The organism is Lactobacillus sp. ESL0237 (assembly GCF_003692985.1).
GTDB classification, from domain to species: Bacteria; Bacillota; Bacilli; order Lactobacillales; family Lactobacillaceae; genus Lactobacillus; species Lactobacillus bombicola.
The window spans coordinates 434,236-458,854 of the sequence record NZ_REHE01000010.1 but is presented as its reverse complement, the minus strand read 5'-3'; the positions used below and the strand labels follow the sequence as shown (position 1 = coordinate 458,854).

General features: G+C 34.7%; 24 protein-coding genes. 9 read left to right on the top strand and 15 right to left on the bottom strand.

The window, feature by feature from the left end; all coding sequences use genetic code 11:
• Nucleotides 1–937: 937 nt before the first annotated feature.
• On the bottom strand, nt 938–1,096 hold the full coding sequence (locus F5ESL0237_RS07510) for a hypothetical protein (RefSeq protein WP_199688781.1): 159 nt from the start codon (nt 1,094–1,096) through the stop codon (nt 938–940).
• A 222-nt stretch (nt 1,097–1,318) separates the two neighbouring features.
• Here F5ESL0237_RS07510 and F5ESL0237_RS07505 point away from each other — a divergent pair, with 222 nt between their 5' ends.
• From F5ESL0237_RS07505 to gndA, 8 genes are all read left to right on the top strand, one after another.
• A complete protein-coding gene (locus F5ESL0237_RS07505) occupies nt 1,319–1,606 on the top strand; it encodes a hypothetical protein (RefSeq protein WP_122025070.1) in 288 nt (95 codons plus the stop codon).
• A 164-nt stretch (nt 1,607–1,770) separates the two neighbouring features.
• Nucleotides 1,771–1,911: a 50S ribosomal protein L34 gene (rpmH, locus tag F5ESL0237_RS07500; protein ID WP_003549412.1), complete on the top strand. Its 141-nt coding sequence runs from the start codon at nt 1,771–1,773 to the stop codon at nt 1,909–1,911.
• A 52-nt stretch (nt 1,912–1,963) separates the two neighbouring features.
• On the top strand, nt 1,964–2,332 hold the full coding sequence (rnpA, locus tag F5ESL0237_RS07495; protein WP_118895864.1) for a ribonuclease P protein component: 369 nt from the start codon (nt 1,964–1,966) through the stop codon (nt 2,330–2,332).
• 1 nt (nt 2,333) lies between these two features.
• Nucleotides 2,334–3,200 (top strand): membrane protein insertase YidC, encoded by an 867-nt coding sequence (locus F5ESL0237_RS07490; protein ID WP_122025069.1) that lies wholly within the window; start codon nt 2,334–2,336, stop codon nt 3,198–3,200.
• Between the two features lie 103 nt (nt 3,201–3,303).
• Entirely contained in the window at nt 3,304–4,689 is a 1,386-nt protein-coding gene (gene mnmE / locus F5ESL0237_RS07485; RefSeq protein WP_122025068.1) for a tRNA uridine-5-carboxymethylaminomethyl(34) synthesis GTPase MnmE, read from the top strand.
• A gap of 10 nt (nt 4,690–4,699) precedes the next feature.
• Complete coding sequence (mnmG, locus tag F5ESL0237_RS07480) at nt 4,700–6,598, top strand: tRNA uridine-5-carboxymethylaminomethyl(34) synthesis enzyme MnmG (RefSeq protein WP_122022383.1); 1,899 nt, start codon at nt 4,700–4,702, stop codon at nt 6,596–6,598.
• Between the two features lie 273 nt (nt 6,599–6,871).
• Complete coding sequence (gene spxB / locus F5ESL0237_RS07475) at nt 6,872–8,680, top strand: pyruvate oxidase (protein WP_122025067.1); 1,809 nt, start codon at nt 6,872–6,874, stop codon at nt 8,678–8,680.
• Between the two features lie 105 nt (nt 8,681–8,785).
• Entirely contained in the window at nt 8,786–10,171 is a 1,386-nt protein-coding gene (gene gndA, locus F5ESL0237_RS07470) for an NADP-dependent phosphogluconate dehydrogenase (protein ID WP_122025066.1), read from the top strand.
• Nucleotides 10,172–10,281: 110 nt separating this feature from the next.
• Here gndA and F5ESL0237_RS07465 read toward each other — a convergent pair whose 3' ends face one another.
• From F5ESL0237_RS07465 to F5ESL0237_RS07400, 14 genes are all read right to left on the bottom strand, one after another.
• On the bottom strand, nt 10,282–10,560 hold the full coding sequence (locus F5ESL0237_RS07465; protein ID WP_122025065.1) for a hypothetical protein: 279 nt from the start codon (nt 10,558–10,560) through the stop codon (nt 10,282–10,284).
• Between the two features lie 94 nt (nt 10,561–10,654).
• Complete coding sequence (locus tag F5ESL0237_RS07460) at nt 10,655–11,965, bottom strand: NCS2 family permease (protein ID WP_122025064.1); 1,311 nt, start codon at nt 11,963–11,965, stop codon at nt 10,655–10,657.
• A gap of 134 nt (nt 11,966–12,099) precedes the next feature.
• Nucleotides 12,100–13,407 carry an NCS2 family permease gene (locus F5ESL0237_RS07455; RefSeq protein WP_122022378.1) on the bottom strand — a complete coding sequence of 436 codons (1,308 nt, stop codon included), beginning with the start codon at nt 13,405–13,407 and terminating at the stop codon, nt 12,100–12,102.
• Between the two features lie 176 nt (nt 13,408–13,583).
• Entirely contained in the window at nt 13,584–14,405 is an 822-nt protein-coding gene (locus tag F5ESL0237_RS07450; protein WP_122025083.1) for an amino acid ABC transporter substrate-binding protein, read from the bottom strand.
• A gap of 43 nt (nt 14,406–14,448) precedes the next feature.
• Nucleotides 14,449–15,090: an amino acid ABC transporter ATP-binding protein gene (locus F5ESL0237_RS07445; protein ID WP_122025063.1), complete on the bottom strand. Its 642-nt coding sequence runs from the start codon at nt 15,088–15,090 to the stop codon at nt 14,449–14,451.
• Between the two features lie 18 nt (nt 15,091–15,108).
• Nucleotides 15,109–15,750: an amino acid ABC transporter permease gene (locus F5ESL0237_RS07440; protein ID WP_122022376.1), complete on the bottom strand. Its 642-nt coding sequence runs from the start codon at nt 15,748–15,750 to the stop codon at nt 15,109–15,111.
• A 293-nt stretch (nt 15,751–16,043) separates the two neighbouring features.
• Nucleotides 16,044–16,730, bottom strand: coding sequence for a deoxynucleoside kinase (locus tag F5ESL0237_RS07435; RefSeq protein ID WP_122025062.1), 687 nt, complete (start codon nt 16,728–16,730; stop codon nt 16,044–16,046).
• 15 nt (nt 16,731–16,745) lie between these two features.
• Complete coding sequence (locus tag F5ESL0237_RS07430) at nt 16,746–17,393, bottom strand: deoxynucleoside kinase (RefSeq protein WP_122025061.1); 648 nt, start codon at nt 17,391–17,393, stop codon at nt 16,746–16,748.
• 282 nt (nt 17,394–17,675) lie between these two features.
• On the bottom strand, nt 17,676–18,176 hold the full coding sequence (locus tag F5ESL0237_RS07425; protein WP_090093335.1) for an Asp23/Gls24 family envelope stress response protein: 501 nt from the start codon (nt 18,174–18,176) through the stop codon (nt 17,676–17,678).
• Between the two features lie 32 nt (nt 18,177–18,208).
• The gene (locus tag F5ESL0237_RS07420; protein WP_090093337.1) at nt 18,209–18,388 is read right to left on the bottom strand and encodes a DUF2273 domain-containing protein; all 180 of its coding nucleotides are present in this window, start codon (nt 18,386–18,388) and stop codon (nt 18,209–18,211) included.
• 12 nt (nt 18,389–18,400) lie between these two features.
• Nucleotides 18,401–18,955 (bottom strand): alkaline shock response membrane anchor protein AmaP, encoded by a 555-nt coding sequence (amaP, locus tag F5ESL0237_RS07415; protein WP_122025384.1) that lies wholly within the window; start codon nt 18,953–18,955, stop codon nt 18,401–18,403.
• Between the two features lie 359 nt (nt 18,956–19,314).
• Nucleotides 19,315–20,040: a glucosamine-6-phosphate deaminase gene (locus tag F5ESL0237_RS07410; protein WP_122025059.1), complete on the bottom strand. Its 726-nt coding sequence runs from the start codon at nt 20,038–20,040 to the stop codon at nt 19,315–19,317.
• Nucleotides 20,041–20,187: 147 nt separating this feature from the next.
• Nucleotides 20,188–22,533 carry an ATP-binding cassette domain-containing protein gene (locus tag F5ESL0237_RS07405; RefSeq protein WP_122025058.1) on the bottom strand — a complete coding sequence of 782 codons (2,346 nt, stop codon included), beginning with the start codon at nt 22,531–22,533 and terminating at the stop codon, nt 20,188–20,190.
• Nucleotides 22,534–22,662: 129 nt separating this feature from the next.
• A complete protein-coding gene (locus F5ESL0237_RS07400; RefSeq protein WP_122025057.1) occupies nt 22,663–23,751 on the bottom strand; it encodes a YdcF family protein in 1,089 nt (362 codons plus the stop codon).
• A 185-nt stretch (nt 23,752–23,936) separates the two neighbouring features.
• On the opposite strand from F5ESL0237_RS07400, the gene F5ESL0237_RS07395 reads away from it, so the two are divergent.
• Nucleotides 23,937–24,614 (top strand): CPBP family intramembrane glutamic endopeptidase, encoded by a 678-nt coding sequence (locus tag F5ESL0237_RS07395; RefSeq protein ID WP_122022368.1) that lies wholly within the window; start codon nt 23,937–23,939, stop codon nt 24,612–24,614.
• Nucleotides 24,615–24,619 lie beyond the last annotated feature (5 nt).

Sequence of the window (24,619 nt, the reverse complement as noted above, 5' to 3'; positions counted from 1 at the left end):
AATAAACCCCTCCGATAACTAAAGCAGAGTATATTTTACCATCTAATAAAAATGTTTTCCACAAGTGAATAAAAAGAATTCAGAATTAACAGGATGTGGATAAATATTTTATGAGAATACACAAAATTTGCTCAAATGAGTACTTGAAAAAGTTTATCAGCATATTCTCTTGTGCATAATTTTTATTATAATAACAGGGATTTAGCCGAATTTCGCAGCAAAATATCCACATGCTGTGCATAATTTTTTTAACAGGCTGGGAATTGTGCATAATCTTGTGCAAAGCATTGTGACTTGTCTATTGTGGATAAAATCACAGGTCTTTATGTTAACATACGAGGTCTGGTCGCGGCTGTTTAAAATGAGACATAAAATTTGCTATTGCAATTTTGTTATGGGCCGCATGCTGCGGTTTAATAAAGCAAAAAAGCAGCCCCCGCACTCGCGGGTACTGCTAAATGGGGCATTTATAGAACCAAAATTTACTCTTGCGCTCTGGTCAGCGAGGCTGCGTAGTCGCCAGACCGACATATTGTGGGTAACATGGCAGCGGTTTTGGATTAAGTCCAATACATGGCTTCGCTGCTTCTCACCGACAGACATGGTGGCGCCAAGAATAATCGTTCACTTTATTTGCGAAATAGTGTATTTACAATAATCGCCAATAGGCTATTGAATTTTAAGGACATTACTAGCCTGAAATTGTTTGCTGATTTTTCTAGTAATTAATATCTAGAGCATAAAGCTGCCTGAAATTACAATAATTAGGGGGGAAGAGGTCGTCAAATTTTGCAATATTGAAAATCTTTTCTTTAAATAAGTGATTTAGTTGTAGTATCTAATTCTGTAATAGGGTTAGTGACTAAAGCAATATAACCTTTAATCATTAATAAATAATCCTTGGCGATGAGGCAAATTCCCTTAGTGGGGCTTGCCGCTATAGTCCAGGAGTTTGATTAAGTCGGCGGCAGTAATCCGGTTGAGGCCCTTTTCCACCTTGGAGATAGTAAGAAGGGCTGATTGCTGTTCCAGCCCATTCTTTTTGGGTTTTGCTTGCGTGCAGGCGATATTGTTTTAATAATTCACTCGTTGTCATTGTTAGAACCTCAAATCAGATACTTAGTCAATATTTTTACCACTATTATAAGCTTAATTAAGGACTGAGAACATACAATACCGCGTGAAAGCGAGTTATATGGAAGTGGCTATTAAGTGCCGTTTATTATCATGCAACGCTTCTAAGAAAGCAATTGACAGTATATTGTTGACTAAATATAATTAATGAAAATCATTGTTTATTAAGTGCGGAGGAATTGCAATGAATGAGCAAGATTATATTGAGCTGGGGCTAAAGGACGATGGTAATCTGAAGTTAATATTAAGAGGCAGTGTTGAATACAGTAGCAGGAATGTTGAGGGGAAAGTAGGTGTGGTTAGCGTAGTTTATGCGACTCATAATTGTCAAAAAGCCCGGCAGAAGTTTGCGGAACTAACCGCGGCTGCGAAAGACGATTACTACATGGTTTACAGCTGCCCGCTTGACACGGATTTGTCCACGCTGCAGCACTATCCTTCAATCCAAATCGGCAAGGACGACTTGCTATAATAAATATGTCTATGACTAATTTTGCGAGCTTGCTTGAGCAATTATTTGTCTGCTCAGTGATTAACTTCATCTTTTTTTCGTTTTTACTTGGTTTTTTACTTTAATCATGGTATTCTAATTATTAAATTGTGCAGTTAGCATATTAAAAATGGAGGTGTAGTTTAATGACAACTAAAAGAACTTACCAACCTAAAAAGCGTCACCGTTCACGCGTTCACGGCTTTATGAAGCGGATGAGCACATCAAATGGCCGTAAGGTTTTGGCTAGACGCCGTGCAAAGGGTAGAAAAGTCTTATCTGCTTAAACCACTGAAATCCCAGTGGTTTTTTTAGTATCAAAGAGTGGAATGAAGCGTTTTGAGAAAGTCTTATCGAGTTAAAACTGAAAATGATTTTCAGCAAGTTTTTCAAGCTGGCAATTCAGTTGCAAATCGGGCCTTTGTTATTTATAAAATAAATAAGCCTGAAAATGCACATTTTCGGGTGGGCATTTCAGTAGGCAAAAAGGTCGGGCATACTGCTGTGGTTCGTAATCGGCTTAAGCGGTATATTAGAGCTGTTCTGACTGAAAATAAAGCGGCGATTAACCCGCAGATTGATTTTTTAGTAATTGCTAGACCTTATGTGCGTAGTTTTAAAATGACCGATGTCAGAAAAAATTTGCTTCATGCCCTTTTTTTGGCCAATATTATCGAAGAAATACCTGATGAAATTGAGGAAGATTAGAGTGAAAGACATTTTAACCAAAAAGAATGTCAAGCGGTTGTTGACCTTGTTGGCTGTAATTACAATTGCTGTTGTTTTGACTGGTTGTGCTGCATCAAATGCTAAGCCTGCACCTGTTTCACATACTAGTGGTAATTGGTGGAATCGCTGGGTAATTTATTACATGTCGACATTTTTGCTTTGGCTTGCCAAGATAATGGGTAATGATTACGGCTGGGCAATTATTGTCTTTACGGTAATTGTCCGCGTAATTTTGTATCCCCTTAGTGCACTTTCAATTAAGAGCACGACTAAGATGCAGAGTATTCAGCCTGAAATTGAAGCTTTGCGTAAAAAATATCCAGGTAATGACACGGAGTCGCGTACATTACTTTCGCAAGAAACTAATAAGCTTTATAAAGAAGCTGGTATTAATCCCTATGCGGGATGTTTACCACTTCTGATTCAAATGCCAGTTATGCTTGCCTTATACGGAGCAATTGCTCAAACTCCACAGCTGTTGACAGGTCATTTTTTGTGGATGGACTTAGCCAAACCTGATCCATTTTTCATTATGCCAGTTCTATCAATGGTTCTGACGTTCTTGTCAACTTATATTAGTCAGTTATCAACACCGAAGGAATCACAGAATTTTTCAACCAAGATAATGACTTATGGGATGGCAATCATGGTTGGAGTAATGGGAATTTACTTCCAATCGGCAATTGTTTTATATTGGGTAATTTCTAATTTATTCCAAGTAGTTCAGACCTTCATTTTGCAAAATCCGATTAAGTATCGCCAAGAGCAAGAGGCTAAAAGGCAAGCAGAACGTGAACGTCAACGTCAGTTAAGAAAAACTTACAAACGATTAAAACGTAAAAAGTAAATATCAATCTAAAGTGATTTTTAGATAAAGTAGTCAAAGTGCTTTATATATCATGGTTATTCATGATTATAATGCGCTTTTTTGATTGAAAAAGGAGAAAATCATGGTAAAAACTTTAACTGAGTTTGATACAATAGCAGCAATTTCAACCCCAATTGGTGAAGGCGGAATTTCAATTGTACGAATGTCAGGCGAAGATGCAGTTAAAATTGCTAATACGGTTTTTAAAGGAGCTAATTTACTAAAAGTTCCTACCCATACTATTCATTATGGTCATATTATTGATCCAGCTTTAAAGCTAACAATTGATGAAGTTATGGTATCGGTAATGCTTGCACCTAAAACGTTTACGCGTGAGGATATTGTAGAAATTAACTGTCACGGCGGTATTATTGTTACTAATCGAATTTTACAGTTACTATTAAAGCAAGGTGCTCGTATGGCTGAAGCTGGCGAATTTACTAAACGGGCTTTTGTTAACGGCAGAATTGATTTAACTCAAGCTGAAAGTGTCATGGACATTGTTAGAGCCAAAACTGATCGGGCAAGACAGGTAGCTGAAAGGCAGCTTGAAGGTGGGTTACTTGCAAAAATCCGTGCTTTGCGGCAACAAATTTTGGATACTTTAGCTAATGTCGAAGTTAATATCGATTACCCCGAATATGATGCAGATACCATTACAGCTGAACAAATGATAAGTGTATCAAAGTCGGTAATTAGTAAAATTGACCATCTTTTGGCAACCGCTACGGAGGGAACAGTTTTGCGCAACGGATTGGCTACTGCAATTATTGGTCAGCCTAATGTTGGTAAATCGTCATTACTGAATTATTTAACTAAAAGTGATACCGCAATTGTAACTGATGTTGCTGGCACTACGAGGGATACACTAGAAGAATACGTGTCAGTCAAGGGGGTCCCGTTAAAGCTAATTGATACTGCTGGAATTCGTGATACCGATAATAAAGTAGAAAAAATCGGTGTTGAACGATCTAAGCAGGCATTAGCTAAGGCCGATTTAGTCTTATTGCTATTTGATGCAAGTAAAAACTTGTCAGCAGAAGATTATGCTTTAATTGAAGCTACAAACAAGAAGAAGCGAATTGTAATTTTAAATAAAACAGATTTAGAACAAAAAATAACATCTGCAGAAGTTAAAAAAATAACAGGTAGTGAAGTAGTTGCTATTTCAGTTTTGCAAGAAAAAAATATTGAATTATTAGAAGAAGAAATAAAAAAATTATTTTTTAAAGGAATTAAAAATTCAAATGACCAAGTAATGGTAACTAATCAACGGCAAGTGAGCTTACTTGAAAAAGCTAAAAAGCAGTTGCAAGAAGTAGTTGAGAGCTTAGAAAATGAAATTCCAGTTGATATTGCCCAAATAGATTTTAATGGAGCCTGGGATACCTTGGGTGAAATTACAGGCGACAGTAGTCCGGATGAGCTAGTCAATGAATTGTTCAGTCAATTTTGTTTAGGAAAATAGGTGCATCAAAATGATAAAAACATATGACACAAATGATTACGACGTAATCGTAGTTGGAGCAGGCCATGCTGGATGTGAAGCTGCTTTAGCTAGTGCTAAGATGGGACAAAAAACGCTATTATTGACGATTAGTCTTGATATGGTAGCTTTTATGCCGTGTAATCCTTCAGTTGGCGGTCCGGCTAAAGGAACTGTTGTACGTGAAATTGATGCTCTAGGTGGTCAAATGGGCAAGAGCATTGATGCTTCATATATTCAAATGAGAATGTTAAATACAGGTAAGGGTCCTGCTGTACAAGCTTTACGTGCTCAAGCTGATAAATGGCAGTATCATGAGCATATGAAGAATGTAATTGAAGCAACAAAAAATTTAACCTTGCGGCAAGCAACTGTCGATGAGTTAATTGTTGAAGATGGTGTTTGTTGCGGCTTGGTTACTAATACCGGAGCAAAATATCATGCTAAGAGCGTAGTTTTAACTACTGGTACTTCAGCCCGTGGTCGAATTTATATTGGTGAATTAAATTATTCATCTGGTCCGAACAATACAATTCCAGCCATTAAGTTATCAGAAAATTTGGAAAAATTAGGTTTTAAATTACGTCGTTTTAAAACAGGAACCCCGCCAAGGGTAAATAGTAATACAATCGATTACTCTAAGACTGAAGAGGAACCTGGTGATCAAGTTCCGCGTCATTTTTCGTTTGAGAGTCGGGATGAGGACTACCTTAAAGAACAAGTTTCCTGTTGGATGACCTACACAAATCAAACGACCCATCAAATTATTAACGAAAATTTGACTAGATCACCGATGTTTTCCGGACAAATTAAAGGGGTAGGACCACGTTATTGCCCTTCAATCGAAACTAAGGTAGTCCGTTTTGCTGATCGGTTACGTCATCAAATTTTCTTAGAACCTGAGGGTGAAAAGACCGAGGAAGTCTATGTGGGTGATTTTTCAACTTCAATGCCGGAAGAAATTCAATTAAAAATGTTGCATTCGGTTGCAGGTCTTGAACATGCTGAAATGATGCGCCCAGGTTATGCAATCGAATATGATGTAATTGATCCCTGGCAGCTTAAACATACTTTAGAAACGAAAAAAATAAAGAATTTGTATACCGCTGGTCAAATGAATGGAACATCTGGTTATGAAGAAGCAGCCGGTCAAGGATTGATTGCAGGAATTAATGCAGCTTTGCGGGCAGCAGGAAAAGGTGATTTTACTGTGGGGCGTGATGAAGCTTATATCGGCGTTTTAATTGATGATTTGGTTACTAAGGGAACGGAAGAACCGTATCGCTTGCTGACGTCAAGAGCTGAATATCGCTTGATTTTACGCCATGATAATGCTGATTTACGTTTAACAGAATATGGTCATCAATTAGGTTTGATTTCTAATGAGCGTTATGTGCAATTTTTGACTAAAAAAGAACACATTAAAGAGGCAATGCAACGATTAAAAGCTATAACTATTCATCCAGATGAACCTGTACGTGAATTTATGGAAAGTATTAGTGAACCCCCACTAAAAGCTGGTATTAAAGCTGATGTTTTTCTTAGACGGCCGCGTGTTAAAATTGAAGATATTGAGCGTTTAAGTGGTGTAAGCATCTCCAATGAACGTTATGTAAGAGAACAGCTAGAAATTAATATCAAATATGCTGGTTATATCAAAAAGGAGCAGCAACAGATTGAACGTCTGCATCGTCAAGAAGCTAAAAAAATCCCAGCGGGTATTGACTATCAAGCAATTGGGGGGCTGGCGACGGAAGCCAGACAAAAATTTGAAAAAATTCGCCCAGAAACAATTGCCCAGGCAGAAAGAATTTCCGGAGTTAACCCAGCAGATATTGCAATTTTGAGTGTATATGTTCAAAATGGACGCTATGCTAAATTTAATAAATAAATTTAGTAAAAACTTTAAAAAAGCCAAAAATATTTTTTTTGAAAATATTTGGCAATGAATGCGTTTAATTCAAGTGAATGATCAGATAATCACAAATAAAATTATTGCTCTAATCTGAAAGCTATAAAATAACTATCTAACTTTGTGAAAATAATATTTTAGAGTAGCGCTTACACCTTGACCTAATCATATAACTTCCATACTTGAAATTGTGAAATTATATGTTTTAATACAATATGTAAGTAAACATGTATTTAAGGAGATGCACTTAAAATGGCAAAAATTAATGGCGCAAATGCTATGCTCCAAGTATTATTGGACTGGCATATTGATCATATTTATGGTTTCCCAGGTGGTTCATTTGATTCAACAATGAATGCAATCCACGACTTCAAAGATAAATTAAAGTTTATTGAAGTGCGGCATGAAGAAGCAGGTGCTTTAGCGGCTGCAGCTGAGTATAAATTTACTGGTCAAGCTGGTGTATGTTTTGGTTCAGCAGGTCCTGGTGCTGTTCACTTAATGAACGGTTTATATGATGCTAAATACGACAAGGTACCTATGGTAGCAATCATTGCTAATGTGCCTACTAGTCGTCAAGATATCGATTTTTTCCAGGCTTTTGATGAGAAGCCTTGGTTTGATTCCGTAGCAGTTTGGAATCACCAAATTAAGACTGCCGAACAAATTCCAGGTATGATGGATGAAGCTCTTCGTCAAGCATATGCTAAGAAGGGTCCAGCTGTTTTAATTCTTCCAAAAGATTTTGGTTGGGACAAGATTAACGATAACTTCCGTGTAACCTACAATTCAATTTCAGCTATTCCTAACTATGCTGCTCCTAAGAAAGCAGATGTTGATGCAGCAGTTAAGCTTTTAGCTGAAGCTAAGAACCCTGTTGTTTACTATGGTATGGGTCTTAAAGGTCACGGTGATGTTTTGAAGGCTTTTGCTGAAAAATTTAAGACACCACTTCTTTCTTCGGTTATTGCTAAGGGAATTGTTGAAGATGAATTTCCAGCATACTTGGGTTCAATTGGTCGTGTTGCTCCTAAGGCTAGTGACGATATTCAAATGCATGCTGATTTGGTAATTTGGGTTGGTAACAACTCACCATTCTCTGTCTTCTTCTTTGATCCTAAAGCTAGGGTTATTCAAATCGATGTTGACTCAGAAAAATTAGGTAAGCGTCATGCGGTTGATGTTCCAATTTTAGCTGATGGTGCTAAGACTTTGCAAGCAATGATTGATGCCGGTGAGGCCCGTGAAGAATCACCAATTTACAAGGCTGGTCTTGCTGATCGTCAAAACTGGGATGAATGGCAACAAAGTTTTGTTGATTCAGATGAAATGCCAGTTCGCCGTGAACCAATCTTTGATGTTATCAACAAATATGCTGATGACAATGCACAATATGCAATTGATGTTGGTAACATCAATATTGACTTCCAACGTTTAATTAACTTGCATGGAGAACAAACTTGGGCAACTTCAGGTTTGTATGCAACTATGGGCTTTGGTTCTCCAGCTGCTATTGCTGCTGCGACTGTTCATCCAGAACGTGAAGTTTGGAACTTAGGTGGTGACGGCGGCTTCGCTATGATGAGTCAGGAATTATTGACAGAAGCGCGTTACAACATGCATATCATTAACGTTGTCTTCACTAACGAAACTTTAGGTTTTATTGAAGCTGAACAAGTTGATCAATCTCACCAACCTTTATCAGGTGTTATTATGCCAGACAATGATTGGGCCAAGGTTGCTGAAGGTATGAACGTTAAGGGTGTAACTGTTCGGACTAAGAAGGAATTCGAAGACGCAGTTAAGGAATTTAAGCAAATGGATGGACCAATGTTAATTGACGTTAAGTTCACTCATGATATGCCTTACTCAACTGAGTTAAATACGCTTGATGATCCAGAATTCGTTGAGAAGTACCAAGCTCAAGGTTTGAAACCATTTAGCTATTTTGCTGAAAAATATGGTTTAGTTACTGATACTGCTTCAGGTGCTTCAGAAGCTGAAGAAGAACCAGAACCAGAAGAAGAAACAGATACAACTTCAGGTGCTTCAACACATTAAGATAACTAATGTTAATAAAAAAAGCGGGACTTTTGAAAGTTTCGCTTTTTTGTCATCTTACAAGTATAATAATAGATAATGATTTTAACTTCGGGAGGATTAAAGATGCAACAATTCGGAATTATTGGTTTATCGGTTATGGGCAAAAACTTGGCTTTAAATGTTAGAAATAACGGCTTTTCCGTTTCTGGTTTTAGTATTGACAAAAAAGAAGTCGATGCGCTGGCGAATTATAAAGATGAAAAATTAAAGCCTACTTATTCTTGGGAAGAGTTTGTAAGTTCACTAGAAAAGCCGCGTAAAATTTTGATTCAAATTGCCGCAGGAAAGCCAGTTGATGAAACATTAGCTAAGCTTTTACCACTATTAGATAAGGGAGATATTTTATTAGACGGCGGTAATTCTAATTTTCATGATACCAATCGCCGGTTTCATGAGTTACAAGAACACGGCATTCATTTTATTGGTATGGGTGTTTCTGGTGGTGAAGAAGGTGCTCTAAAAGGGCCTGCTTTGATGCCAGGAGGAGATGAAGAAGCGTATAAGGAAGTTGCACCAATTTTGGAAGCAATTGCTGCTAAGAACTCTGATGGCCATCCTTGCGTAAGTTTTATCGGCCCTGAAGGTAGTGGTCACTATGTCAAGATGGTTCATAATGGTATCGAATATGGTATCATGCAAGAATTTTCCGAAGTTTACGATGTTTTGCGTAAGGTTGCAGGGAAATCTAATGCTGAAATGTCGCAAATTTTCGCTGATTGGAATCAAGGCTTGGTTCAAGCATACCTTAGCGAAATCACTGCTGAAGTTTTAAAGCAAAAAGATGACTTAACTCCTGATTATGTAATTGATCATATTTTGAATGTTGCCTCATATAAAGGTACAGGGAATTGGATGCTTGAAGATGGTGTGCACCTTGGTGCACCAATTAGTGTGGTTGCTGAAGCTGTTTTAGCCCGTTTCATGTCTAAGGCGACTACACGTGAAGGTAAGGAAATCCAATGGAACGGTGAAGTCCCAACCAATTTAATTGATAATCTTGCAAAAGCCTTGCAATTAAGTCAAGCAGTAGCATATGCTCAAGGTTTTCAACAATTAAAAATGGCAGCTGATGCTTATCACTGGGAGTTACATTATCCAGCGATTGCTCAATCATGGGAAGCAGGTTGTATTATTCGCTCTTCAATGTTGAAAGATATTGAAAAGGCCTTTGCTAACGGCAAGCAGCTGAATAATATGTTCCAGGATGCTTACTTTAATAAACTAATGGAACAGAATTTACCTGCTTTACGTCAGGTAATTGAATTGGCAACTAGAGCTGGGATACCAACTCCAACTTTAAGTGCCGCACTAAATTATTTAGAGTCAATCTTTAATCCGAGTTTACCCGCTAATTTAATTCAAGGGCAACGTGATTATTTTGGTGCCCATACATACTATCGTAACGACCGAGCTGGTGTGTACCATACTCAGTGGTTTGAAGAAAAGTAATATTTGTTTCACATGTAACAAAAAGCAGTTAGTCTAAAGGCTAGCTGCTTTTTTGTAGTTGATTAAAATAATTTATTAGTACAAATATGTATAGTTGAACTTAAAGCCTATTAAGTCAAAAAAAGATAAATAATTCCAAGTAAAATAAGACTAATTAAATAATCAATTAAGGCGGCAATACCTTTTTTATTGCAATGGTAATTAGTTCTAAAATTTTGCTGATTAAACCAATAATCTATGCTAAATGAAATTATTGCTACTATAAAAATAAAGCCTAAACCGACCATCATTTTGTGATAATTGGAACTAAAAATCAAATTTAAACTAGGAAATATGGCCAAAATTGTAAACGACAATGCAACTTTATAATTATTATAAAATTTACTCATTGATAGTTCCTCTTAGTTTTTTAACTATCATAACTTATTCTTTAATAATTATATCATAAAAAAGCCATGTTTTCATGGCTTTAATAAATTGATTTTACATGTTGGTTATCAAGAAAAAGATAATGAATACTATAAACAAGACATACATCATGGGTGAAACTTTTTTGGCTTGTTTAGCTGCAATCATCGTAATGGGATAAGCAATCATCCCTAAAGCTAAACCATTTGAAATACTGTAAGTAAGTGGCATTCCAACAACCGTTAGGAAAGCGGGGAAGGCAATTTCAAATTTATCCCAGTTTATTTTTTTAAGATTACCAGCCATTAATACGCCCACAATAATTAATGCAGGTGCTGTAACTGTAGTCGGAATAACAGCTAGTAAGGGGCTAAAAATCATGCTAATTAAAAATAAAATACCTACCAAGATAGCTGTTAAACCTGTACGTCCGCCCATAGCTATGCCAGCACTTGATTCAACAGAGGTTCCAAGGGGAGCAGTTCCTAGAACTGCTCCTTCAACCATTGCTAAAGAATCAGATAAAAAAGCTTTTCCAATTCGCGGAATTTTGCCACTTTGATCAACCATGCCAGCTTGTTCGGTCATACCAATCAAAGTTCCAGCAGTGTCAAAAAAAGTAACTAATAAAAAGGTTAGCACGACCATAAATAATTGCGGTGTATTAATATCCTTAAGGTGGAAAATAGCTTGACCAAAGGTTGGTGCAATACTTGGTGCAGCAGCAATAACTCCTTTAGGCATGGCTATTTGGCCAATTAATACACCAAAAATGGCAGTTACAACCATGCCAATAAAAATCGAACCAGGTATATTCATTGCCATCAAAATAACAGTTAGTACTAAGCCAAATAAAGTAATCCAAACGGCAGGCGAATTAAATTTACCCAGAGTTACTAAATTAGAATCGCTGTTAACAATTAATTTACCATTTTGTAAACCAATAAAGGAAATAAATAAGCCAATACCGGCTGATATTGCGTATTTTAAATCTTGTGGGATTGCATCTACAACTTTTTCTCGTAATTTTAAAACAGTAATTAAAATAAATAAAATTGAAGCAACTAAAACTGCAGCTAACGCGGTTTGCCAATTAATATTCATACCGCCACAGACGTTATAAGCAAAAAATGCTGCACTACCTAGTGCTGGCGCAAGGGCAATTGGATAATTAGCTACGAATCCCATAATAAAGCAGCCAATAGCAATTGATAGAGCAGTGACGGTAAAGGCAGCGCCTTTATCAATTCCAGCTGCATGTAAAATATTAGGGTTAACAAAAAGGATGTAGGAGAGACTGACAAAGGTGGTTAATGCGGCAATCAACTCACGTTTGACAGTGGTATGAGCATCGGTTAAATGAAAGACTTTTTCTAGTGTCGTCATTTTTTCCTCCAAAAAAATAAATAATAAGATTAATAAGTTTAGTGTAGCATATTTAGGTAAAATATTTCCTTGGAAATAAAAAAACAAATCAAATAAGATTTGTTTTAGACTAATATATTATTAATTTTTGTTAGTTAGAAGTTCAAAACCCACAAAAAGATGATGAAGACAAGGAATAAAATCCACATCATAGGGGTTACTTCTTTAGCACGCTTAGCAGCTAACATACATATTGGATAAGTTATCAAACCTAAAGCAAGGCCATCGGAAATAGAGTATGTTAGGGGCATCCCAACTAAAATCAAGAAGGCGGGTACGGCAATTTCCATTTTGTCCCAATGGATATGTGCGGTATTTTGTGCCATTAACACGCCCACAATAATTAAGGCCGGCGCTGTTACATGAGTTGTAAATAAACCAAGCAAAGGGCTAAAAATCATTGAAATCAAGAAAAAAATTGCCACAAAAACTGCGGTTAATCCTGTACGACCACCTACAGCAATTCCAGCGCTTGATTCTACAAATGCTCCAACTGGTGAGGTTCCTAAGACAGATCCCACCATCATAGCAGTAGAATCTGATGCTAAAGCTTTACCAACCCGTGGCATCTTATTATCTTTCATGAAGCCAGCTTGCTGAGCAAGCCCAATTAGTGTACCTGCAGTATCGAAAAAGGTAACCAATAAGAAAGTTAAAACTACTACCCACATTTGTAAAGAATTGATATCTTTAACATGAAAAACAGCTTGACCAAAAGTAGGGGCAATACTTGGAGCTAAAGAGATAACTTGGTGAGGTAAAGCAATTTGTCCCGTTAATACACCAAAAACGGCTGCCAGAATCATGCCAATGAAAATAGCTCCGGGGATATTTAAGATCATTAAAACAATAGTGACCAGCAAGCCAAAAATAGTAATCCAAACGGCAGGATCATGTAAAGAGCCTAGACCAACCAAGGTTGATTTGTTACCAACGATTAAGCCCCCGTCTTGCATACCTAAAAAAGCGATAAATAGACCAATACCTGCAGAAATAGCAAATTTTAAATCGGCTGGGATTGCATTAATAATTTTTTCCCGTAATTTAAACATTGTAATCAAGATAAAAATGATTGAAGCCACAAAAACGGCTGCTAATGCAGTTTCCCAAGAAACATGCATGCCGACACAAACAGTGTAGGCAAAGAAGGCATTAATCCCTAAGGCTGGGGCTTCACCAATCGGATAATTGGCAATAATTCCCATTAATGCAGTTCCCAAAGCACTAGCTAAAGCAGTAGCGGTAAAAACTGCCCCCTTATCCATACCACTAGCTCCTAGAACGCTGGGATTAACAAATAGAATATATGACATACTAATAAAAGTAGTCAGTCCAGCCAGAAATTCGATTTTGATACTAGTTTTATATTTATCGAGTTGAAAATAACTCTTTATAAAATCCATTTGACATCTCCTGATAAAATGTTCGTTTTTGTATAAATTTTAACAACTTATTTAGTTTATCACTGATAAAAATAATTGCAAACACGAATTATTTCAGGATAATTTTAATTACAAATATGATTTTATTAACAATCAGTTAGATTTCTTAGGTAAGGATGAGCTACTTTTTAGTTACTTTAAGTAAATTTTTGGGTAAGAGGAGAATGAATTCGATTTTTGAACCACTTATAATCAATTCGAGCAATAGTTTGTTCTTTAGCTAATTTGATTAAAGCACGGTTGATTTTTTGACGTAAGATAATATCACTTTTTCTCAAGCCAACAGCAAATTCTTCTTTAGGAAAGGGACTTTGAATTTCAAAAAAACGGTCTGGTTCTTTTTGGTGTGAAATATAATAATTAGCATAAGTGCTATCAAGTAGTAAACCCTGTATTCTTTGTGAATTTAAATCAATAAAAGCGTTGGTAAAAGAATCATAGAGTATTGGATAGTGGTTTTTAATTTGCTTTTTATATATATTAGGGTAATTTATAACATCGTTATAACCAGACGAACCGGTTTGTACACCTAATGCTTTGTTTTTCAATGAAGCGGGACGAACAAGCTTATTTGTTTTTAATGACACTAAAACTTGGGTACTATTTAGGTAGGTTTGACTAAATGCCACTTTATTTGCTCTACTAGGGGTTTTGCTAAAGCCATTCCAGATCAAATCAATAGTCCCGTTTCGTAATTCGGTTGTATTCATTGACCAGTCAATAGTTTGAAAGCTCACCTTTAGACCATATAATTTAAAAACAGCAGTTGCTAGGTCAATGTCATAACCAACCAACTTACCATTTTTTTGCCGAAAACTCATTGGCACAAATGTGTCATCAACACCAATAATTACATAGCCTCTTTTCTTAATTCTTGTCCAATTGTCTATTGAATTAGCATTTTGTCCGACTGAGACATTGCTGCAGGCTACTAGAAAGAAAGACGTAGATAATATCATTATTGTAGTCACAATACGTTTAATTTTCACTTAATTTACCTTCTTAGTTAGCTAAAGTATTAACGGTAAAGATGCGATCAGATATCTGTTTAGCAAATTCCATATCATGCGTAACGACAATTTGTGTCATGCCAGTATTATTTTTAAGTTGCAAAATAATTTTGGCAACTTTATTACGTAAAGCTGGATCTAGGGCAGAAGTAGGCTCATCGTAACATAGAATTTGTGGCTTCATTGCTAATGCACGAGCAATAGCAACTCTTTGCTTTTGTCCGCCTGAAAGTTGATAAGGATAAAGTCGTTCTTTACCGGTTAAGTCAAGTTCTAGTAATAGTTTTTGCACTGCTATTTGTAATTCTTGCGTAGTATTTTTAAGTACTAAGCGAGGCGCTAAGGTAATATTATCTATTACATTTAGGTTGGGAAACAATTCATAATTTTGAAAAACAGCCCCCATAATTTGTTTGTTTTTGTTTTGCTCGATAGGATTAAATTCTCGTTGATTCCAATAAAAATGACCAGCATCAATTTTTTCTAAGCCAGTTAGACAACGTAGCAGGGTCGTCTTACCAGCACCAGAGCTACCTACAATTGCTAAAATTTGTTGGTCTAAAATAGTTAGATTAAGGTTATTTAAAATAATTTTTGAACCAAATTTTTTGGTGATATTTTTTAATTCAAGCATAGTTGTGACCCCAATTAGTTATTTCCATTTTGAATAATTAAGTTCGATTCGCTTTAAAAGAAATGAAATGATTCCAGTTATTAATAAGTAAATTATGCCTACCATAACTAAGGGGGTCAAAGTCACATCACGTGCACTAGCTACATTGCCAGCACGTAAAAGTTCACCAAGACCAATTACGTAGACTAAAGAAGTATCTTTAATTAAGTTGATAATTTCATTGCCAATTGAGGGAATAACTATTTTACTGACTTGTGGAATAATAATATAACGCAAAGTTTGCCAATAATTAAGTTGCAAAACGTGAGCACTTTCATATTGTCCTTTGGGAATAGACTGAAAACCGCCACGGAATATTTCAGCAAAATAAGCAGCATAATTCATAACTAAAGCAACTAAAGCAGCGTCATAGCGCTGAAAAATTATACCAATAATGGGTAAGCCATAAAAAATAAAGATTAATTGCAATAATAGTGGGGTTCCACGCATAATCCAAATATAAAATTTAAAAATTAATTTTAGGGGTTTAATGGCTGATAGTAAGCCTAGACTGGTAATTATTCCTAGTGGAATTGCCATAATGATTGTCCCCAAAAATAGCAGTAAAGTTATTTTTACTCCTGCGAGTAAAGCAGGAATAATTGAGATAATGTAAGCCATCGCTATCTTTTCTCCTTTTAAGTCAAATTGCACAGTAATCTATCTAGGATAAGTAATTACAAGCATAACATAAATAAAATATTAAATTAGTTTTTTTGATATCACCTTAAAAAAGTTGACTATGATTATTTATTAATAAGCTACTTTAAAAGAAGAAATGCTAAATAAGAAATAGTTAGGACGAAGGGTAATAATTTAGGCATCATTTATAATATTTTGTATTTAAAGACGATGAATTTGGACATAATAATACCCCGAAATTATTTTGATTTCGGGGTATTGCTAAATTAAATCTAATCTATAAGTTCAATATTAGTTGATTTATGCCATGTCTCAGGTAGTTTGTCAATCTCTTTTAATTTAGCGACTATCTGGTCAAGCACAATTTGGCGATCTTGATTATTGGTCATAAAATCTAATTGATCACCGTTAATTGTCATTTTAGGTGAATAGGCATATTTTTCATACCATGGCTTGTAATATTGCAGTAATTGCTTATAGTAATCTTCTAAAGTGGCATCATAACTAAGTTGTTCATAAGGACGACCACGTTTTTGAATTCGTTTGAGCATCGTGTTATATGATACATCAATATGAACAAGCAAATCAGGTTGACGCTTAGGCATATGCTCAAGTTCAGTCATCATGTTGTTTAGAAGTTCATAATATGTGTCAACCTCTTCCTTGGTTGCTCGTCCAATATCAGCATTCATTTGAAAAAAGAGGGCATCTTCATAGATTGATCGATCAAGGACATTGTTGTCATCCGTTAATGCATCTTTAATGCTACGAAAACGAGTATTTAAGAAAAATACTTGTAATAAGAAAGCATATTTTTTGGGATCCGCATAAAAAAGAGGCAATACAGGATTATCGTCAACACTTTCGTAAAATGGTTTGGTTCCTAAATAATTGGCTAAAATACTAGTTAAACTGGATTTACCGGCTCCAATTGGCCCGCTTAAAACAATAACTGTCATCACGTTCCTTCTTTACTATAAATTGCCTACTTCGTGCAATTTATTATCAATTTGCTGTAAAACTTCTTTTTTGGCATGCTCATCAACAATAAAGTCATATTGATCACCATCAATAGCCATTTTAGGCGAAGCATCATAACTCTCATACCATGGCTCATAATAATTAATTAGACGGGCATAGTAGTCTTTTAAACTGGGATCGGTACTTAATTGCTCAAATGATCTACCACGTTTTTCAATGCGTTTTAGCATCGTGTCAAGAGAAACGTGAATATAAATTAATAAGTCCGGTTTCTTACTTGGGTTACCAGGTGTATCTTCCAACATATTCTCAAGTAAACTATCGTAAATCTTAAACTCAGTCGGGTCAGCCACATTATTTTCGGCATTCATTTGGAAAAAAAGGGCATCTTCGTAGATGGAACGATCAGATACACTATTTTTTTCTTGAATTGCCTGATTAATCTGGGCTAAACGATGATTGAGTAGATAAATATTAAGTAAAAAAGTGTAGCGTTTCATGTCTTGATAATATAGAGGTAAAACAGGATTGTTATCGATTCCTTCATAAAACGCTTGTGTACCCAAATGCTCAGCTAAAATACTAGTTAAACTGGATTTACCGGCTCCAATTGGCCCACTTAAAACAATAACTTGAATCACGTTCTTTCTTAAATACAATATATAGATTCATATCTAGTTTAATACGAGATATAGTGGTTAGACAAGCAAAAAATTAATTAAAATAATAATTTAAATGTCAAGTGTTTTTGTATAATACAGCTTAAAAAAATATCAAAATACATATAGCTTTTATTTTGTTACACGTGAAACCTTAACTTGCGAAGCAATAAATTTTTAGACAAAAAAGTGATAAAACACGATTCAACCGAATTTAGTGATTTATCACTTTTTGTTAAGTAAAGTAGAATTAGTTAATTATAGTTAGTTAACTCTAGCTTTGGCTTCTTTTTTATCTTCTACTTTGTCCTGCACTTTATCAACTTGACCACCAATTTTTTCTTTAGCATCTTGGGCCGTACCGGTAATCTTGTCTTGTAAGCTAACCGAATCTTTCTCATGTTGTTCTTTAGTCTTTATATCAACTACCGTTACATTAACTTCAACAGTATCTAAGTCAGTCATTTCTTTAACTTTATCATGGATTTTTTGTTTAATTTGGTCATATAATTTAGAAATTTGAATACCATATTCAGCAACAATTTCAATGTCTACAGCTACTTGTTTTTTACCAACTTCAACATTGACCCCTGAAGTAACATCATCGTTATTGACAATTTTATCAGCTAAGTTTGAAAAGAAGCCACCGTTGACAGTTAAGAGCCCTTTTACGTCTGATAAAGCAATACCGATAATTTTTTGAATTACCTTAGTATCATAATTTAAATCGCCTTTTATTTCTTGTTTTGAATTAGTTTGTACCATAAATATCAGTTCCTTTCGGTATTATTCGATTATTATCTGTTTTTTAAGTTTTTTAGTAAGGGCCAATAATGACCAACTAAAGCGCCGCAGACTAACATAACGATGACGAAAATAGTTTTGTAAAATCCCAGTCCGATAAAACAAAATGCTAGTAATAAACCGATTACTGCACCGCTTATTTCTGGGAGGTACTTTTCTAAATTTTCTTTCATTGCTTGCCTCCTTTATTGAACGCGCTGTTCTGGTTTATTAGAAGTGTGATAGTTTACAAATTTAATTTTAATTTTAGGCTTTTGATCAATCCCTAATAATAGCTTGAGATTTTTGTCTAATTCTTCTAAATAATTGTCAAGCAAGGGAGTCATATTTTCAGCTGCTCCAAGGTCGCCACTAATCTTAATTTTGATTTTACGATTAGTTAGTCGTGAAGCCACTTTTGGATTCTTTAAATAAGGTAAATCATTTAAAGAATTGGCCACATAGCTATTAATAGCCTTGCTAGTTATTTTAACTTGACCATCTTTTTTATGAATCAAATTAAAGTATCGTTGTACAGGCCAAAACAAAATTATTATTAAACTAACAACTAGTACCAATAAAATAATGGCACTGATACCAATCAGGTACCAAGTAAAAATTGGGTTGAGCTTCCCTAAAGTAGGTAAGCTGATTTTTAAGTACTTTTGCCAAAAACCACTATTATCCCAGAGAATAAATATTGGTAGCGGTATAATTAGCAAGAAGCATATGATCATAAACCATTTCTTAATTCGTTTCAACTTATCACCATCCTCTCTTAATTTAACCTAAGTATAATACATAATATTTTACTAGTATAGAAATATGCACTAATATGTATACAATTTCTGGTTAATATATTAAATAACGTTATAATTAAATAATAAAAATCAATAATGTTAACGGATTCAGCTGGTGTTGGACAAAATAAAAATTATTAAAATAAAAGGGGCAAAGCTAAACCAACTAGTGCGGGAGCTATTTTACTGCTGACTAACTGAATATAAACAATTTACTGTTTAAGACTAGATATATCTGTTTAATTACTAAATAATAAAACCCTTCAGACAGTTTAGTCTAAAGGGTTTTAATTTCTTTTTTGATTTGCTTAATCTAAGTCCTAATTGCGATATTTTTCATCTAATTGGCTAGCAGCACTTTGGTCAATAATTAATGTTACATTGGGATGATTTTGCAAAATAGATGCAGGAACTTCTTCAGTTACTGGTCCTTCAATCATTTTTTGGACGGCATCAGCTTTATTTTCGCCAAACGCCATAATTACTATTTCTTTTGCACTCATGATATTAGCAATACCCATACAAATTGCTGACTTAGGAACGTCATCAATATTGCTAAAGAAACGCGAATTTGCCTGAATAGTATTTTCGGTTAATTTAACTTCGTGTGTGATTGAATCAAATGCGGTTCCAGGTTCATTAAAAGCAATATGACCATTTTGGCCTAAACCTAAAAGTTGAATATCAATTGGATTGTCTTCGATAATTTTATTGTAGTCAGCTGAAGCTTTTTGTGGATTGTTAATAGCTAAAATACCATCAGGTATATATGATTTTTTAAATGGCTTTTGCTGGAAAAGATGTTTTTGCATGAAATAGTGGTAACTTTGGTCACTTTTTTCGTCTAAGCCAACATATTCATCAAGATTAATACTAATTAAGTTACTATTATCAAGTTGGCTATCAACCCATTCTTGGTAAAGATTTTCCGGAGTGGAACCAGTTGCTAAGCCAATAACTTTTGCTCCATTGCTAATGCTGTTTTTAAAAATTGCAAACGCTTGCTCACTAGCACTTGCTTTGTCGTCCTTAATAATTATTTTCATAAATAAGCCTCCCAAAAATATTAAGTTAATTATAAATTGGTATATGCCAATTTGTCAACTAGAGATAAAATAGGCAGTGTAAATAATTTAAAAAAGCCTTAATCAATATTTCTTGCAAATAGAATATTGATTAAGACTTTAAATATTTTATTCACTCCTTAAAGCAATGGCGGCATCTTTTTTGGCAGCCATGCGGGCAGGCAAGTGTCCGCCGAGCATCGTCAAAATGGTCGAAATACCAATTAAAACAAGAGCATGAATTGGATTAAGTTGAGCTACATTGGTCAAATCAGTGATGGAATAAAGTACACTGTTAATTGGGAAAATTAGCAGCCGGGCAATTACAATTCCCAAAATACCAGAAAAAATTCCTAAAATAAAAGTTTCAGCATCAAAGACACGAGTAATATCTTTTTTTCGTGCGCCAAGAGCTTTTAAAATCCCAATTTCTTTAGTTCTTTCTAAGACTGAGGTATAAGTTAATATTCCAATCATAATCATTGAAGTTATAAGTGAGATTGCGGCAAAAGCAATTAAAACAGCAGTAATTCCATTTAATAATCCGCCAGTCATAGTAGTTACTGCACTAGACATATCGGTATAAATGATTTTATCTTGTTTAGCTTTACCTTTATTCCAGTTATCTAAATAATTTAAGACCTTGTTTTTTGCATCAAAGTTATTAGGATAAATCATGATTCCAGCAGGAATTGTAGAACCACCGATTGCTTGCAATACCTGCTTTTTAGTGGTCTGATTCATATTTTGTCCTGTTAGCACATTCTGATTAGAGTTTTTTTGTGCTTTAACAATTGCTGAACTTTGGTTTTCTTTAATAACTTGCTGTGCTAGTTGGTCACTATAGGCAATACCATGCGCTAATAGTTCTAGCGAATCTTTATTTTTAGGTCGAATGACACCAGCAATTCGCAGTTTAAGCTTACTATTAGTATACATAGCTGAGTTTACCTTTTTGGGAATAAACATTCCTGTAGGTAATTTTTGGTAGTAATCATCATTAGTAGCAATTCTAAACTCTCTGCCAACTAGTTGGCTAAGGTCAACTTTAGCTCCATTTTTGATGTTAAGGCCGAGATTTTTTAGTACATTATCTATAATAGTATTCTGACTATCAACTACTAAAACTAAGTCAGTTGCTGATTTGGGCCAAGTACCAGATAGTAAGTGATAGTTCTCTTTTAAAATATTGCCCTGACTTTTATCAAGTTCGGTAGGGAAAACGGCTGATCCCATAAAAGACATGCTGGCTGCTTGTGTTTGCATTTGCGAATATGCTGCAGTCATAGTTGAACCAGCTTCTAATGGTGAAAACTGCACACGCTTAACTTTGCCATCGATTTTTCCTAAAAGGTTGAGGTTAACACCAACTTGATAAGAGATGTTATTAGCATATTTAGGATTAATCTTTTTAATGTAGTTAATATAATCTAGCGTAATTTTGTTTTTGTGGGAACTTTGTTGTGCCTTATCTTTTCTAGCGGTAATATAACCTCGATTTTTAGCAACACTCTTAGAATTTTTTTCTTGCGCAAAACTATCAAAATTAGCAGCATTTTGGGTAATTGTTACAGGATATTTGGCTAATGCTTTACTCATAGTTGTATCAATCTGTTTTTGAAAACCATTAGACAAAGCTAATACTATTGCAATAGAAATAATACCAATACTTGAAGCAAAAGCAGTTAGAGCAGTTCGCCCTTTTTTAGTCATAATATTAGTAAAGCTAAGTTTAATAGCATTCCAATATGACATTTTAGTTCGTTTTAAGTTAAAAGTATCAGCTTCATTTACCGGCTTAAAGGCATTTGAATCATTCAAAATTTTGCCATCTTGAAAATTAACGATTCTAGTTGCATACTTCCTTGCAAGTTCTGGGTTATGGGTGACCATGATCACTAAGCGATCTTGAGATAATTGCTTGATTAATTGCATAATTTGCTCAGACGTTTCAGTGTCGAGAGCTCCAGTTGGTTCATCACACAGTAGAATGTCTGGGTCATTAGCCAATGCTCTTGCAATCGCTACACGTTGCATTTGTCCACCAGATAATTGATTAGGGCTCTTTGATACTTGATCTTTTAATCCAACTTTGGCTAAAGCATCAAGTGCTTTTTGATGACGCTGTGAGGCAGGAACACCAGACAGGTTCATACCTAATTCAACATTAGCAATAATTGATAAATGAGCCACCAAATTATAATTTTGAAAAATAAAGCCGACTGAATTGTTACGATATGCGTCCCAATCAGTTTCAGCAAAATTTTTAGTAGATTTTCCATTTATAATTAAGTCGCCGCTGTCGTAGCGATCAAGGCCACCAATTACATTTAACATTGTAGTTTTTCCAGAACCACTTGGTCCTAAAATAGCGACAAATTCTTGATTACGAAAAGAAATAGAGACATCATCAAGGGCATGAGTGACTGTATCCCCTACATGATAAGATTTACGCAAGTGCTTTAATTGAAGCATAGTTAACTCCTTTATACCTTTATTAATTAATAGGCGTAAGTTTAACATATATAAGATATTAAAGCTATAATAATGAAGTATTTATTATTATAAAAAGTTTAGCTGACTTCAGTATTATACATTTACTTTTCAGCACATATTATTAAGTAAGTTAATAAAGGTAAAGATTAGGAAGAGGAATGTAATTAAGGTAATAATAATTAGATGGCGTTTTTTATTAATTAGTAAAATACCAGCAAATTCACGCATAATTGCATTAGGAAGAAAATAAAGTCTAGTGTAACAACCAACTCCGTTTGCATTTAATCCAGTCGCTTTAGCAGCTAGGCCAGCGCGAAAAATATGATAATTATTACTGAAAAATTTAGCACGATAATGATTATTACCAAAATCGGTCGTCGCAACCGCCTGCGAAAATTGCATATTTTGATAAGTATTTTTTGATTTTGTTTCAAGTAAAATATATTTTGGATCAACACCATGAAGAATAGCATAAGACCTCATTGCCTCTGCTTCAGTAATTTCTTCATCATTGCCTTTTCCACCAGACATAATAAATTTTGGCGGCTGCTGGCCCTTGGCTACTTGCTTTTGCGCAAACTGGATTGCCCGATTAATTCGGGTAGCTAATAGCGGGGGCACTGTTTTGCCATTTTTCAAGCCAGAACCTAGAACAATGAGATAATCTTGATTATACTGACGTGGCACTATTTGATACAGTAAAAGATTAACTAAGAAATTATAAGCTATCAGTAGCAAATAAAGGACAATTGCTGTTGGAGCACATAAAAACATTTTAAGCCATGTAGGTATCAGTCTAAAAGCACCAGATAAAAATATTACCCAGGAAATAAAAATTACAATTCCCAGAAAAAAGGTTAATAAATTTGCTAAGGTATGGCTTTCACGCCGCCAAACAAGATAAGCATTCCATAAGAAAAAGAGCCAAGAAAAGGCAGCGGTTGCTATAAACAATAAAATGGAGATTAAGATTATAATTTCATAGAAGATTATCAAATGTTTTAACTTTGTTGCAACTATAATAGTGGATAACCAAATAATAAATAAAATAAGAAAAAGACTAAAAAGTAAGCCATTAATTAAATTACGTGGTTCTTTTAACCAAGAAAACAAAAATAATCCCAATGAAATTAGTACAATTATCGAGAGATACATGAATGTACGATTTTCACTAAATATTTCAAAAAATTGGAGCATGACCCTCACCTTAACTATAATAAACTTGCTGAATGATGTATAAAAAACAATCATGAAAAACATGGTGGTTTATTAACATAAGTCGAAAAAGGACATTATAAATAAAATTGTGTGTTTATGGTATACTGTAGCTTAATTATATATAATAATCTACTAGATTCTTATAACTAGTAAGGAGTAAACAAGTGAAAAAAGCAACAATTTTTAAAAATATCATCATTTTATTTGTAAGTTTCCTATTATATTCAATAGTACAATTATTATATTTTTATCCAACTAAAGTACAAAATATTCTAAAAATAAGTCCTGCTGGCTTTGTTGTCCTAGTAATAATAGTAACAGTTTTGGCGATATTATTGCTATTTTATCTTTACCATAAGCAATTAGCAGAAGAAAATGATTGGGATTTTAATTATCGTCCGCATTGGAGTATCCGGCGACTAGCAATTGCAATCATAGGTTTTGTTTTGCTGACATTGGCCAGTTTTCTAATTCCTAATCTATTAGGAATCAATGTGAATACTACTTCAGATAATCAAATGGAGCTTAATAGAATTTCACGTCTAGCAGGAAATTTTTTTGTTCCGATGGTAGTTATTATCGCTCCAATATTTGAAGAAACCATATTTAGAGGAATGTTTTTTAATACCTTTTTTGTCAAAGAGACACTATTAAATAAATGGTTAGGAATCATTATAAGCGGCTTTGCTTTCGGCTATGTGCATAATCCGGCTTTTAGTCCATTTTTGCTTGTCTATTGGTCATTGGGGTGTGTACTAGGTTGGGTTTATATAACCACAAAAGATATGCGTTATTCAATGCTGTCGCACATGCTTTATAATGCATTGGGCTTTCTTGTTTAACGCTT